Genomic DNA, 14,797 nt, shown 5'->3' on the forward strand with positions numbered 1-14,797 from the left:
GGAATTCCTTAGGTTGGCTGAGCGGTTTTCGCGCCGCGACGTTGACGACGAACCAGTTCACTTGCCAGCGCCAGATACGCCAGGGCGCCACGAGAAGATTTGTCATAGGCCAGCACCGGCATGCCGAAACTCGGCGCCTCGGCCAGCCTGATGTTCCTCGGGATCACGGTGTCGTAGAGCTGCTCGCCAAAGTGTTCCTTGAGCTGCGCGGAAACATCGTTGATCAGGCTCAGACGCGGATCATACATGGTGCGCAGCAGACCTTCGATCTTCAACTGCGGGTTGAGCAATTCGGCGATGCGCTTGATGTTATCCACAAGGTCACTCAGACCTTCCAGCGCGAAGTACTCGCACTGCATGGGGATAATCACGCCGTCAGCTGCAACCAGTGCGTTCAGCGTCAGCATCGACAGTGACGGTGGACAGTCGATCAGAATGTAGTCGTAGTTTTCACGGATCGGCGCCAGCGCATTGCGCAGACGGCTCTCTTTCATCTGCATTTCGAGCAGCACCACTTCGCCCGCCGTCAGATCGCGGTTGGCCGGAAGCAGTTGATAACCACCGTGCTCTGAAAACTGCATGGCCTCGCCCAGATCGCATTCGCCGATCAACAGGTCGTAGACCGAGTTTTCCAGGTTGTGTTTATCCACACCGCTGCCCATGGTCGCATTGCCCTGGGGATCGAGATCGATCAACAGCACACGGCGCTTGGTCGCGACCAGCGACGCAGCGAGGTTGATGCATGTGGTGGTCTTGCCGACCCCACCTTTCTGGTTCGCTATCGCGAATACCTTAGCCATTCTTGCTTGTGTTCCCAGTCATGCCGTGCGGCGCAGTATCAGCAGATGGCGTTGGCCTTGGCAACCCGGAACGGTCAAGGCGTGTGCGCTATCGAGGTGAAAATCCGAGGGCAATGCTACCAGCTCATCGGCAGGATGCAGACCTTTCATCGCCAACCATCGTGTATTGGCATCGCCCATGTGACGAGTCCAACCGGCGAAGTCTTCAAGGCTGCTGAACGCCCGGGAGATGATCCCGTCGAACGGCACCTCAGGCTGATAATTTTCTGCACGGCTGTGGATAACTTCAAGATTGTCCAGTTTCAGCTCCAGTTTGACCTGCGTCTGAAACCGGGTCTTCTTGCCGTTGCTGTCCAGCAGCGAAACATTTCGCTCCGGAAACAGGATGGCCATGGGAATGCCAGGCATTCCACCGCCGCTGCCGACGTCCATCCAGCGCGTGCCTTCGATGAAGCGCACTACGCTGAGGCTGTCGAGCAGATGTCTCGATACCATTTCATCCGGATTGCGTACTGCGGTCAGGTTGTAAGCCTTGTTCCACTTGATCAACAGCGCCAGGTAGGCCAGCAATTGGTCATGCTGCACCGGAGATAACTCTATCCCCAACTCGCGGGCACCGGTGGATAACTCTTGGGCGTGTTGCGGGGTGACCATAGAACTCAAGCGCTTTGCTCCAACTGACGGCCCGCGCCGCGTTTTTTCAAATGAATCATCAACAGCGATATCGCCGCAGGCGTGACACCCGGGATGCGTGAAGCTTGCCCAAGTGTTTCTGGCCGGGTTATCCCCAGCTTGCTCTGAATTTCTTTCGACAGACCGGAAATACCGGCGTAGTCGATGTCTTCCGGCAAGCGGGTATCTTCACTGGCACGCAACCGGGCGATTTCATCCTGCTGCCGGTCAATGTACCCGGCGTATTTTGTCTTGATCTCGACCTGCTCGGCCACTAACGGATCACTGCAGCCCTGGCCAGTAATGGCGATCAGGCTGGCATAGTCGATTTCCGGACGTGTCAGCAGGTTGAGCAGATTGTATTCATGGGTCAGCGGCGTACCAAAGTGCGCGGCAATCGCGTCGCCCTGCTCGGTTCCGGGACGAACCCAGGTACTTTTCAGCCGCTGTTCTTCGAGTTCGATGCTTTCGCGTTTGGTGCAGAACGCAGCCCAGCGGGCATCGTCGACCAGACCCAGCTCGCGACCTTTTTCAGTCAGGCGCAGATCGGCGTTGTCTTCGCGCAGGATCAGACGGTACTCCGCACGCGAAGTAAACATCCGGTAGGGCTCCTGGGTACCCAGCGTAATCAGGTCATCGACCAGTACACCGATGTACGCTTCGTCGCGACGCGGGCACCAGCTGTCTTTGCCTTGTGCACGCAGCGCAGCGTTGGTTCCGGCCAGCAGACCTTGAGCGCCAGCCTCTTCGTAACCCGTGGTGCCGTTGATCTGCCCAGCAAAGAACAAACCACCAATCACCTTGGTTTCCAGGCTGTATTTCAGATCGCGTGGGTCGAAATAGTCGTACTCGATGGCGTAACCAGGGCGAACGATGTGAGCGTTTTCCATCCCGCGGATCGAACGCACGATCTGCAATTGGACATCGAACGGCAACGACGTGGATATGCCGTTTGGATAAAGCTCGTGAGTGGTCAGCCCTTCAGGTTCGATGAAGACCTGATGGCTTTCCTTATCGGCAAAGCGATGAATCTTGTCTTCGATCGACGGGCAGTAACGCGGGCCAATCCCTTCGATCACACCGGAATACATTGGCGACCGATCAAGGTTGGCCGCGATGATTTCGTGAGTGCGCGCGTTGGTGTGGGTAATCCAGCAGCTGACCTGTGGCGGATGCTGTTCCTTGGAACCGAGAAACGACATGACCGGAATCGGCGTATCACCCGGTTGCTCGGTCATGACCGAAAAATCGACAGAACGCCCGTCAATACGCGGCGGGGTTCCGGTTTTCAATCGTCCAACACGTAGTGGAAGCTCACGCAGGCGTTGAGCGAGCGCGATCGACGGCGGATCGCCTGCCCGACCACCCGAATAATTCTGCATGCCAATGTGGATAAGTCCGCCAAGGAACGTGCCGGTCGTCAACACGACAGAGTCGGCAAAGATGCGCATGCCCATCTGGGTTACCACACCACGAACCTGATCCTGCTCGACGATCAAGTCATCACAGGCTTGCTGAAATATCCACAGGTTCGGCTGGTTTTCGAGAGTTTCGCGAATAGCGGCCTTGTACAGCACGCGGTCTGCCTGGGCACGGGTAGCTCGTACGGCCGGGCCTTTGCGGCTGTTTAGCACACGAAACTGGATACCACCCTTGTCGGTAGCCATCGCCATGGCTCCGCCGAGCGCGTCGATTTCTTTGACCAGATGGCTTTTACCGATGCCACCGATGGCAGGGTTGCAGCTCATCTGACCGAGCGTCTCCACGTTATGCGTCAACAGCAGGGTTTTGACGCCCATGCGTGCCGACGCCAGTGCGGCCTCGGTACCGGCATGACCGCCACCGATGACGATCACTTCAAAACGGGAAGGGAAATCCACCACGCACCTCGTGCCTGTTGTCGATGAGAAATTGGGATAGCTGACAAGTATAGGGACTTACCCCACCTGAATGAAACCCGTTGGACAAAATTTAACCAGCTGTGGAAAACTCGCGAATAAAGAAAATAAAAAAGAAAGAAAGTTTATAAAGCTTTGTTTTTATGTTTATTCTTACTGAGCACCGTTTCTGTGGATAGATCGCTACAAGCCTTTATTTACAATGTGTACAGCGATTCAAAAGTCTGTGTTCATGTGCGGATGAGAGGCTTGGATAACCGTCCTGAGCCTGTTGATAAAAGTGCCACTTGTCCACAGGGCGGTTTATCTTCAGGTTTGCCCCCTGCTTACCCACCGAGCTGAAGGGCAGTTATTCACAGGGCTTAATTCACAAAAAAGCACGCAAAAGGCTAAAAAAAGGACGAGCCCATCCATTTCGCGGCGTCGTTTGCGCGCAAAAGCAGGTGGGTTGAGAAGAAATGAAGGGAGTGTATTGTCCGTGTGTGGACAAAATAGCGTCTGATAAAGGCGCTTAAACACACACGGCGGCATGACCTGAAGCGGTCATACCTCACGGTTATTGATGAGAGCGGGTCGCTTATTTGCCAATGCAGAAGCTGGAGAAGATTCTGCCCAGCAGGTCATCTGAACTGAATGCGCCGGTAATCTCGCCAAGCGCCTGTTGGGCCTGACGCAGGTCTTCGGCCAACAGCTCTCCAGCGCCGGCCAGAGTCAGCTGCGCCCTGCCGTGCTCCAGAGAGTCACTGGCATGGCGCAGCGCCTCGAGGTGGCGTCGACGAGCGCTGAAGCTGCTTTCAGAGGTCTGCTCGTAACCCATGCAGGCTTTGAGGTGTTCACGGAGCAATTCCAGTCCCTCACCACCCGACCTGGCGCTAAGGCTGAGCGTGACGTGGCCATCGTCCCCTGTGAACAGGCCTACGCTATCGCCGCTCAGGTCAGACTTGTTGCGGATCAGCGTGACCTTGGCAGGGTCCGGGCGCTGCTCCAGAAACTCTGGCCACAGTGCAAAGGGATCTGCCGCCTCCGGTGCTGTGGCATCCACCACCAGCAGAATTCTGTCTGCCTCTCCAATGGCCTTGAGCGCCCGTTGCACGCCAATCATTTCCACCTGATCTTCAGTGTTGCGCAGGCCTGCGGTGTCGACCACATGAAGAGGCATGCCATCAATGTGGATATGTTCACGCAGGACATCGCGGGTGGTGCCGGCAATCTCGGTAACGATTGCCGCTTCCCTGCCCGCCAGGGCATTCAGCAGGCTTGATTTACCTGCATTGGGACGACCGGCAATCACGACGGTCATGCCGTCACGCAACAAGGCGCCCTGCCCGGCTTCGCGCAGCACTGTGGATAACTCCAAACGCACGTCATCGAGCATATTGAGTACATGCCCGTCCGCAAGGAAGTCGATTTCCTCTTCCGGAAAGTCGATGGCCGCCTCCACATAGATACGCAGGCTGATCAATTTTTCAGTCAAGTTATCCACACGCTGTGAAAAAGCGCCTTGCAGCGAGCGCAATGCATTGCGCGCTGCCTGTGCAGAACTTGCCTCGATCAAGTCAGCGATTGCCTCAGCCTGGGCCAGATCGAGCTTGTCGTTCAGAAATGCACGCTCGCTGAATTCACCTGGACGAGCCAGACGACTGCCCAATTGCAGGCAGCGCTGCAGCAGCATGTCCAGAACGATCGGGCCGCCGTGGCCTTGAAGTTCCAGTACGTCCTCGCCGGTGAATGAATTCGGACCGGGAAAATACAGCGCAATGCCCTCATCGAGCACTTCACCTGCGCCATCGGAGAAAGGACCGTAATGCGCGAAGCGCGGTTTGGGCGTTCGGCCAATAATTGCTTCAGCGGCCTTGCCAGCCAAAGGGCCCGAGATACGCACAATACCGACACCGCCCCGCCCTTGAGCAGTAGCAATGGCGGCGATGGTTTCACGAGGAACGTTCATGGTCCGGCTCCTGGACAAATGGCGGATAGCAAAACGCCCCACGAGGGGGCGTCTTGTATAACTTACTCACAGGTTAGATCAGGCAGCTGCTTTCTTGGTAGCCGCTTCGATCTTGCGAGTGATGTATGCCTGCTGTGCGATCGACAGGGTGTTGTTCACAACCCAGTACAGAACCAGACCAGCAGGGAACCACAGGAAGAAGAACGTGAAAATGATGGGCATCAATTTCATGACCTTGGCCTGCATCGGGTCCGGCGGAGTCGGGTTCAGACGCTGCTGGATAAACATGGTCGCGCCCATGATGATCGGCAGGATAAAGAACGGGTCTTTGATCGACAGGTCGGTTATCCACAGAATCCACGGAGCCTGACGCATTTCCACGCTTTCCAGGAGTACCCAGTACAGCGAAAGGAAAACAGGCATCTGCACAAGAATAGGCAAGCATCCACCCAGCGGGTTGATCTTCTCTTTCTTGTACAACTCCATCATCGCCTGGGACATTTTCTGACGATCATCGCCATGTTGTTCCTTCAGCACTGCGAGCTTCGGCGCCACGGCGCGCATACGGGCCATGGATTTGTAGCTGGCGGCAGACAGCGGGAAGAACAGACCTTTGATCAACATCGTCAGAACGATGATCGACCAGCCCCAGTTACCCAGGATCGCGTGGATATGTTGCAGCAGCCAGAAGATAGGCTGGGCAATGAACCACAGGAAACCGTAGTCGACTGTCAGCTCCAGACCTGGGGATAACTCTTTGAGTACCGCCTGGCTTTTTGGACCTGCGTACAACGTGGCAGTGGTTTCACCTTGCGCACCTGGCGCAACCGACAAGGTCGGGCTGGTGAAGCCGATGATGTAATTGCCCTGGCTGTCTTTACGGGTCTGCACAAGGTTGGTGGCGTTGTGATCAGGAATCCACGCGGTCACGAAATAGTGCTGCAGCCATGCAACCCAGCCGCCCTGCACGGTTTCCTTGACCTGACCCTTGTCGATATCTTTCATCGACACTTTCTTGTACGGCTCGGCCGCCGTCCACAGTGCAGCACCCAGATAAGTGGCTGTACCGGTTGCGGTCGTCGACGAAGGATCGGCACTGGCGTCACGCTTCAACTGCGCGAACAGGTTACCGGCCCAAGGCTGAGCGCTCTGGTTATCCACAACATAGGTCATGACCAGATCGTACAGGCCGCGCTTGAACGTGAAGCGCTTTATGTAGTTGACGCCGTTTTCCGAGAATTTCAGCTCCACGACCATCGAATCCTGGCCGTCAGCCAGTTGATAAGTCTTTTGTGCGGAGGAATAAACCGGACGACCGGCTGGGCGTGCGTCAGGACCATTGGTGCCAGTCAGGCCGCTTTGTGCCAGAAAAGTACGTTCGCCGCCGTTATCGAACAGCTGAAACGGAACATCCGGGCGATCCTGACGGCGTGGATACAGCGGCAGACGAAGCTGCACAACGTCACCACCTACCGGATCGATCGCCAGATCGAGCACGTCGGTCTTGACGTGGATAAGATCTTTGCTGGCTACGGCCGGAGTTTCAAGAGGTGCTGCGGCAGTGTTGGCCGTAGCGCTTGGAACATCGGCACTTGCAGAACCATTATTACCAGCAGCCGTGTCCGGTATGCCCGGTGCGGTGGTGCTGGCTGCAACATTCTGGGTCGGCATGGCAGCCTGACCATAGTCCTGGTTCCATTTAAGAACCCCGACGTAGGTCACGATTGCCAGGGCGACGATCAGGATCGTGCGTTTAATATCCATGATTACTCGGCCATCGAAGAAGAACGGGAGGTGGGGACAGCTGGAACCGGGTCATAACCACCGGGATTCCACGGGTGACAGCGACCCAGGCGACGAATTGACAGCCAGCCACCGCGCAAAAGGCCATGATTCTCGATGGCTTCATACGCGTAGCAGGAGCAACTGGGGTAGAAACGACAGTGACTGGCCATCAGCGGGCTAATGGCATAGCGATAAAACTGGATCGGAACGAGTGCCAGTTTACGCATCTGGACTGTCTACCCCTGCAGGTTCGGAGTTTGCTTGCGGAATGGGTCGGCTACGCGCCAGACGTTTCCAGAGCTTGCCGAAATGCTGAATCAGTTCAGGGTTTTCTACGTCACCCAAACCTTTACGCGCGACGATAACGATATCCCAACCGACCAAACTGTCTTGGTGTTGGCGAAATGATTCGCGCATCAGGCGTTTCAAACGATTGCGCTCGACGGAGAGCTTGACGCTCTTTTTACCTATCACAAGCCCCAGACGGGGGTGATCAAGGTCGTTATCGCGCGCAAGGAGCAGGAGATTTTTCCCCGGAACCTTGCCGGTAGGGGAGTCAAAGACTGCCTTGAAATGCCGGGGTGTCAGCAAACGCTTTTCCCGACTGAAGTCTCGACTCACCTCCTTGGCCGGTTTATCAAACTGCCAGACGCTTACGGCCTTTGGCACGACGACGCGAAAGGACTGCGCGACCGTTTTTGGTGGCCATACGTGCACGGAAACCGTGGGTGCGGGCGCGCTTGATGGTGCTGGGTTGGAAAGTACGTTTCATGGCGTGTTACCTGGTTCGTCCACTACGGGCCGGAATGGCCCCCGTTTTAAGAGACCGGGGATTCTAGAGAAAGCGGGCCCGCAGGTCAATTTCCAACCAGCTTTTCTTCATATACGTCTTTCAGGGGGTATTCGACGTTCTGTCGTCACCTGAACACGCTTCGCGTCAGCTCAGTTATAGAAATAAAAGAAAGAGAGTATTTAAAGCTTCTTTATAGTGCTTATAACTCTTACGCAGAGATTTTCTGTGGATAACTCTCTGAGAGCCATTAAAAATGGTGTGTACAGCGATTCAAAAGGTTGTCGAGAAACGGTGTTGTGCCTGTGCCGCACTGTCGGAAAAGCTGTGCATGAAACAGGTATTTATCCACAGGCGAGTTACCCACAGGGTTTAGGGCTGACTTATGCAACGAGCTGATGCCATGTTATCCACAGACCTTGAGCGACGACCGTTTGTCGTGTGGTCATCCTATAAATCGTTGATTTATAGCCCCCTGTGAGCAACCTACATGTGGATAAGTCGCCCTCGGATCGTTACAATGGCGGCTGTTTTTGCCTCACCGGCTTTCAACTCAGGGGATATCCGTGTCAGTGGAACTTTGGCAGCAGTGCGTGGAGCTTTTGCGCGAAGAGCTGCCTGCCCAGCAATTCAACACCTGGATCCGTCCGCTACAGGTCGAAGCCGAAGGCGACGAGTTGCGTGTGTACGCACCCAACCGTTTTGTTCTCGATTGGGTCAATGAAAAGTACCTCGGTCGTTTACTTGAGCTTCTTGGTGAACACGGTCAGGGCATGGCGCCTGCTCTTTCCTTATTAATAGGAAGCAAGCGCAGTTCTACACCACGTGCTGCTCCCAATGCTCCGTTGGCAGCTGCAGCGTCTCAGGCGCTGTCTGCCAATTCTGTCAGCAGTGTGTCGTCTGCTGCTCCGGTGATGGCTGCAACTGCAGCTCCCGCAGCTGCGACTCAGGCACCTGTGCATAATGTTGTTACGCACAATGAGCCTTCACGTGACAGCTTCGACCCGATGGCAGGTGCCAGCTCACAGCAAGCGCCCGCTCGTGCCGAGCAACGCACCGTCCAGGTAGAAGGAGCGCTCAAGCACACCAGCTACTTGAACCGCACGTTCACGTTCGAGAATTTTGTTGAAGGTAAATCCAACCAGCTCGCTCGCGCTGCGGCCTGGCAGGTTGCCGATAACCCGAAGCATGGCTACAACCCGCTCTTCCTTTATGGCGGTGTAGGTCTTGGTAAAACTCACTTGATGCACGCTGTGGGTAACCACCTGCTGAAAAAGAACCCGAACGCCAAGGTTGTATACCTGCATTCGGAGCGCTTTGTCGCGGACATGGTCAAGGCTTTGCAGCTCAATGCAATCAACGAGTTCAAGCGCTTCTACCGTTCGGTCGACGCGTTGCTGATCGATGACATTCAGTTTTTTGCCCGTAAAGAACGTTCGCAGGAAGAGTTTTTCCACACGTTCAACGCGCTGCTGGAAGGCGGGCAACAGGTCATCCTGACCAGCGACCGCTATCCAAAAGAAATCGAAGGGCTTGAAGAACGACTCAAATCCCGCTTTGGCTGGGGGCTGACAGTGGCTGTCGAGCCACCGGAGCTGGAAACCCGGGTCGCGATTCTCATGAAAAAAGCGGATCAGGCCAAGGTCGATCTGCCTCATGACGCGGCGTTCTTCATTGCCCAGCGCATACGCTCCAACGTTCGCGAGCTCGAAGGTGCGCTCAAGCGTGTCATTGCGCACTCGCACTTCATGGGCCGCGATATCACCATCGAGCTGATTCGCGAGTCGCTGAAGGACTTGCTGGCGTTGCAGGACAAGCTGGTCAGTGTGGATAACATTCAGCGTACGGTCGCCGAGTACTACAAGATCAAGATATCCGATCTGTTGTCCAAGCGTCGCTCGCGTTCTGTGGCCCGACCTCGTCAGGTGGCCATGGCGCTTTCCAAGGAACTCACCAACCATAGCCTGCCGGAAATCGGTGATGTCTTTGGTGGCCGGGACCATACGACCGTTTTACACGCGTGCCGAAAGATCAACGAACTCAAGGAATCCGATGCGGATATCCGTGAGGACTACAAGAACCTGCTGCGGACGCTGACTACGTGATGACGCCAGCGCAGCTTATTAAGGCAAGGGACTAGACCATGCATTTCACCATTCAACGCGAAGCCCTGTTGAAACCCCTGCAATTGGTCGCCGGCGTGGTTGAACGCCGCCAGACCTTGCCGGTTCTTTCCAATGTGCTCCTGGTCGTCGAGGGTCAGCAACTGTCGCTGACCGGTACGGATCTGGAAGTAGAACTCGTTGGTCGTGTCCAACTGGAAGAACCCGCCGAGCCAGGGGAAATCACAGTGCCGGCGCGTAAGCTGATGGACATCTGTAAAAGTCTGTCCAATGACGCGCTGATCGATATCAAGCTCGATGACTCAAAGCTGATCGTCAAAGCGGGTCGCAGCCGTTTCACACTGTCTACCCTGCCTGCCAATGATTTCCCGACTGTGGAAGAAGGCCCGGGTTCGCTGACTTTCAACCTGGTGCAGAGCAAATTGCGTCGGTTGATCGAGCGCACCAGCTTTGCGATGGCGCAACAAGACGTCCGCTACTACCTCAACGGCATGCTGCTGGAAGTCAGCTCAGGTGTTCTGCGCGCAGTCGCTACCGATGGCCACCGTCTGGCAATGTGCTCGATGTCCGCCGATATCGAACACGCTGATCGCCACCAGGTCATCGTTCCACGCAAGGGTATCCTTGAGATGGCGCGGTTGCTGACCGAGCAGGACGGCATGGTCAGCATCGTCCTGGGTCAGCATCACATTCGTGCCACCACTGGCGAGTTCACCTTTACCTCGAAACTGGTAGACGGCAAATTCCCGGACTACGAGCGTGTTCTGCCCAAGGGTGGCGACAAGTTGGTGTTGGGTGATCGTCAGGCACTGCGTGAAGCTTTCAGCCGTACTGCGATTCTGTCCAACGAGAAGTACCGCGGTATCCGTCTGCAACTGGCCAGTGGTCAATTGAAGATTCAGGCCAACAACCCTGAGCAGGAAGAAGCAGAGGAAGAAATCAGCGTCGAGTACAACGGAGACTCGCTGGAAATCGGTTTCAACGTGAGCTATCTGCTCGACGTGCTGGGTGTCATGACCACCGAACAGGTACGCCTGATCCTGTCTGACTCAAACAGCAGTGCACTGGTGCAAGAATCGGACAACGACGATTCTGCCTATGTCGTCATGCCGATGCGCCTGTAACTTCATGTCCAGCGCAACCTAGATGTCTCTTAGTCGCGTCTCGGTCACCGGGGTGCGCAATCTGCACCCGGTGACCCTCTCCCCCTCCCCGCGTATCAATATCCTGTACGGTGCCAACGGCAGCGGAAAAACCAGCGTTCTGGAAGCGATCCACTTGCTGGGCATCGCCCGCTCGTTTCGCAGCAGCCGCCTGCTCCCTGTCATTCAGTACGAACAGCCTGCCTGTACGGTCTTTGGGCAAGTCGATCTTGCTCAGGGTGGTCACAGCAATCTGGGCGTTTCACGTGATCGACAAGGTGAGTTCCAGATTCGCATTGATGGTCAGAACGCCCGAAGTGCAGCGCAGCTCGCTGAAATTCTGCCGATGCAATTGATCAACCCGGACAGCTTCAGGCTGCTGGAAGGTGCACCGAAGATCCGCAGGCAGTTTCTGGATTGGGGAGTGTTCCACGTGGAACCTCGTTTCATGGCCACCTGGCAGCGCCTTCAGAAGGCCCTCAAGCAGCGAAACTCGTGGCTCCGGCATGGTACACTTGACGCCGCTTCGCAGGCGGCATGGGACCGTGAGCTGTGTCTGGCAAGTGACGAAATTGATGAATTCCGTCGCGCCTATATCAAGGCACTAAAGCCGGTCTTTGAGCAGACCTTGAGCGAGCTCGTTGAGCTTGAAGGTTTGACCCTGAGCTACTACCGAGGATGGGACAAAGAAAAAGAGTTGAGCACGGTGCTCGCCTCTTCCCTGAATCGAGATCAGCAGATAGGCCATACCCAAGCGGGACCCCAACGCGCTGACTTGCGCCTTAGATTAGGCGCTCACAATGCGGCAGACATATTGTCGCGTGGTCAGCAGAAGCTGGTGGTCTGTGCATTGCGTATTGCTCAGGGACATCTGGTCAGCCAGGTCCGTCGCGGCCAATGCATTTATCTGGTCGATGACCTGCCGTCCGAACTGGACGAGCATCATCGCCAGGCGCTTTGCCGCTTGCTGGAAGAATTACGCTGCCAGGTTTTTATAACCTGTGTAGATCAAGAATTTTTGAGGGAAGGCTGGCAGACGGATACGCCAGTTGCTTTGTTCCACGTGGAACATGGCCGTATCACCCAGACCCACGACCATCGGGAGTGATTGCATGAGCGAAAACCAAACGTACGACTCGACCAGCATTAAAGTGCTGAAAGGGCTCGATGCCGTACGCAAGCGTCCCGGAATGTACATCGGTGATACAGACGATGGCAGCGGTCTGCACCACATGGTGTTCGAGGTGGTTGATAACTCGATCGACGAAGCATTGGCAGGCCATTGCGACGACATCAGCATCATCATCCACCCAGACGAATCTATTACCGTGCGCGACAACGGCCGCGGTATTCCGGTAGATGTGCATAAAGAAGAAGGCGTGTCGGCAGCCGAGGTCATCATGACCGTGCTCCACGCGGGTGGTAAGTTCGATGACAACTCCTACAAAGTATCCGGCGGTTTGCACGGTGTAGGTGTGTCGGTTGTAAACGCCCTTTCAGAGCTTCTGCTGTTGACGGTTCGCCGTAGCGGCAAGATCTGGGAGCAGACCTATGTTCATGGTGTTCCACAGGAACCGATGAAAATCGTGGGTGATAGCGACAGCACAGGCACCCAGATTCACTTCAAGCCGTCTGCTGATACTTTTAAGAACATTCACTTCAGCTGGGATATTCTCGCCAAGCGTATTCGTGAACTGTCCTTCCTGAACTCTGGCGTTGGTATCGTCCTCAAGGACGAGCGTAGCGGCAAGGAAGAGCTGTTCAAGTACGAAGGCGGTCTGCGTGCCTTCGTTGAATACCTGAATACCAACAAGACGCCGGTGAATGAAGTGTTCCACTTCAACATCCAGCGCGAAGACGGTATTGGTGTAGAGATTGCTCTGCAGTGGAACGACAGCTTCAACGAGAATCTGTTGTGCTTCACCAACAACATTCCTCAGCGCGACGGCGGTACTCACCTGGTGGGCTTCCGCTCCGCCCTGACGCGTAACCTGAACAACTACATCGAGCAGGAAGGTCTGGCCAAGAAGCACAAGGTCGCGACCACGGGTGACGATGCGCGTGAAGGCCTGACCGCGATCATCTCGGTCAAAGTACCTGACCCAAAATTCAGTTCGCAGACCAAGGACAAGCTGGTTTCGTCCGAAGTCAAAACCGCAGTCGAACAGGAGATGGGTAAATACTTCTCCGACTTCCTGCTGGAAAACCCGAACGAAGCCAAAGCAGTTGTCGGCAAGATGATCGACGCAGCGCGCGCCCGTGAAGCCGCGCGCAAGGCGCGTGAGATGACTCGTCGTAAAGGCGCATTGGACATCGCTGGCTTGCCGGGCAAACTGGCCGACTGCCAAGAGAAGGACCCTGCCCTCTCCGAACTGTACCTGGTGGAAGGGGACTCTGCTGGCGGATCAGCCAAGCAGGGACGTAACCGCAGAACCCAGGCCATCCTGCCTCTCAAGGGCAAGATTCTCAACGTTGAAAAAGCGCGTTTCGACAAGATGATCTCTTCTCAGGAAGTGGGCACCTTGATCACCGCGCTGGGCTGTGGCATCGGCCGTGACGAGTACAACATCGACAAGCTGCGTTATCACAACATCATCATCATGACCGATGCTGACGTCGACGGCTCGCACATCCGTACCTTGCTGTTGACCTTCTTCTTCCGTCAGTTGCCCGAGCTGATCGAGCGTGGCTACATCTACATCGCTCAGCCACCGCTGTACAAGGTCAAGAAAGGCAAGCAAGAGCAGTACATCAAGGACGACGAGGCCATGGAAGAATACATGACCCAATCGGCACTTGAAGACGCCAGCCTGCACCTCAGCGAATCGGCACCAGGTATCTCCGGCACTGCGCTGGAGAAACTGGTCAACGACTTCCGTATGGTGATGAAGACCCTCAAGCGTCTGTCGCGTTTGTATCCACAGGAACTGACCGAGCACTTCGTCTACCTGCCGCCCATCACGCTTGAGCAGCTGTCAGACCACGAGGGCATGCAAGCCTGGCTGGCTCTGTTCGACGCGCGCCTGCGCACGGGTGAGAAGTCGGGTCTGGTCTACAAGGCCAGCCTGCGCGAAGACCGCGAGCGTAACGTCTGGCTGCCAGAGGTCGAACTGATCTCCCACGGCCTGTCGAACTACGTCACCTTCAACCGTGACTTCTTCGGCAGCAACGATTACAAGACCGTTACCGCTCTGGGCGCGCAGATCAGCACGCTTCTGGAAGAAGGTGCCTACGTACAACGTGGCGAGCGCAAAAAGCCTGTCTCCGAGTTCAAGGAAGCCCTCGCCTGGCTGATGGCCGAAAGCACCAAGCGCCACACCATCCAGCGCTACAAAGGGCTGGGTGAGATGAACCCGGACCAACTGTGGGAAACCACCATGGACCCAAGCGTGCGCCGCATGCTGAAAGTCACCATTGAAGACGCCATCGGCGCTGACCAGATCTTCAACACTCTGATGGGTGATGCGGTCGAGCCACGCCGTGACTTCATTGAAAGTAATGCGTTGGCTGTGTCCAACCTCGACTTCTGATGGTGTCGACGGGCACATTAAGTGACGCTGGTGGGCGGATTTTTTCGCACGCTAATTAAAAAACCCGGCCTCTGTGCCGGGTTTTTTATTTTTCACTGCATGGGTGAGA

General features: G+C 55.7%; 12 protein-coding genes. 4 read left to right on the forward strand and 8 right to left on the reverse strand.

Translation table 11 applies throughout. The features are described 5' to 3' along the window. Positions 1-8: 8 nt before the first annotated feature. The 8 genes from I9H07_RS24030 to rpmH form a co-directional block, all read right to left on the reverse strand. Positions 9-800 carry a ParA family protein gene (locus tag I9H07_RS24030; RefSeq protein WP_002555991.1) on the reverse strand — a complete coding sequence of 264 codons (792 nt, stop codon included), beginning with the start codon at positions 798-800 and terminating at the stop codon, positions 9-11. A gap of 18 nt (positions 801-818) precedes the next feature. Further along, positions 819-1,463 carry a 16S rRNA (guanine(527)-N(7))-methyltransferase RsmG gene (rsmG, locus tag I9H07_RS24035; protein WP_024675081.1) on the reverse strand — a complete coding sequence of 215 codons (645 nt, stop codon included), beginning with the start codon at positions 1,461-1,463 and terminating at the stop codon, positions 819-821. Further along, positions 1,460-3,352 (reverse strand): tRNA uridine-5-carboxymethylaminomethyl(34) synthesis enzyme MnmG, encoded by a 1,893-nt coding sequence (gene mnmG, locus I9H07_RS24040; RefSeq protein ID WP_058391777.1) that lies wholly within the window; start codon positions 3,350-3,352, stop codon positions 1,460-1,462. Before mnmG ends, rsmG begins: the two co-directional genes overlap by 4 nt. Positions 3,353-3,947: 595 nt before the next feature. Beyond that, positions 3,948-5,318, reverse strand: coding sequence for a tRNA uridine-5-carboxymethylaminomethyl(34) synthesis GTPase MnmE (gene mnmE / locus I9H07_RS24045; protein WP_058823691.1), 1,371 nt, complete (start codon positions 5,316-5,318; stop codon positions 3,948-3,950). 78 nt (positions 5,319-5,396) lie between these two features. Next, positions 5,397-7,082, reverse strand: coding sequence for a membrane protein insertase YidC (gene yidC, locus I9H07_RS24050; RefSeq protein ID WP_024675078.1), 1,686 nt, complete (start codon positions 7,080-7,082; stop codon positions 5,397-5,399). A gap of 2 nt (positions 7,083-7,084) precedes the next feature. Continuing rightward, positions 7,085-7,330, reverse strand: a complete 246-nt coding sequence (gene yidD, locus I9H07_RS24055; RefSeq protein WP_002551313.1) for a membrane protein insertion efficiency factor YidD — start codon at positions 7,328-7,330, stop codon at positions 7,085-7,087. After that, positions 7,323-7,724 (reverse strand): ribonuclease P protein component, encoded by a 402-nt coding sequence (rnpA, locus tag I9H07_RS24060; protein ID WP_024675077.1) that lies wholly within the window; start codon positions 7,722-7,724, stop codon positions 7,323-7,325. The genes yidD and rnpA overlap by 8 nt, the downstream gene beginning before the upstream one ends. Before the next feature lie 16 nt (positions 7,725-7,740). Then, on the reverse strand, positions 7,741-7,875 hold the full coding sequence (rpmH, locus tag I9H07_RS24065; RefSeq protein ID WP_002551315.1) for a 50S ribosomal protein L34: 135 nt from the start codon (positions 7,873-7,875) through the stop codon (positions 7,741-7,743). Between the two features lie 584 nt (positions 7,876-8,459). On the opposite strand from rpmH, the gene dnaA reads away from it, so the two are divergent. Genes dnaA through gyrB form a run of 4 tightly spaced genes read left to right on the forward strand, consistent with a single transcriptional unit; the run spans position 8,460 to position 14,688 of the window. Continuing rightward, positions 8,460-9,998 carry a chromosomal replication initiator protein DnaA gene (dnaA, locus tag I9H07_RS24070; RefSeq protein ID WP_236425369.1) on the forward strand — a complete coding sequence of 513 codons (1,539 nt, stop codon included), beginning with the start codon at positions 8,460-8,462 and terminating at the stop codon, positions 9,996-9,998. Positions 9,999-10,036: 38 nt separating this feature from the next. Then, complete coding sequence (gene dnaN, locus I9H07_RS24075; RefSeq protein WP_024675075.1) at positions 10,037-11,140, forward strand: DNA polymerase III subunit beta; 1,104 nt, start codon at positions 10,037-10,039, stop codon at positions 11,138-11,140. A 22-nt stretch (positions 11,141-11,162) separates the two neighbouring features. Continuing rightward, on the forward strand, positions 11,163-12,266 hold the full coding sequence (gene recF / locus I9H07_RS24080) for a DNA replication/repair protein RecF (RefSeq protein ID WP_024647544.1): 1,104 nt from the start codon (positions 11,163-11,165) through the stop codon (positions 12,264-12,266). Positions 12,267-12,270: 4 nt separating this feature from the next. Further along, positions 12,271-14,688: a DNA topoisomerase (ATP-hydrolyzing) subunit B gene (gene gyrB / locus I9H07_RS24085; RefSeq protein WP_024675074.1), complete on the forward strand. Its 2,418-nt coding sequence runs from the start codon at positions 12,271-12,273 to the stop codon at positions 14,686-14,688. Positions 14,689-14,797 lie beyond the last annotated feature (109 nt).

Origin of the sequence: Pseudomonas syringae (assembly GCF_023278085.1) — a bacterium.
Taxonomy (GTDB): Bacteria; Pseudomonadota; Gammaproteobacteria; order Pseudomonadales; family Pseudomonadaceae; genus Aquipseudomonas; species Aquipseudomonas syringae_Q.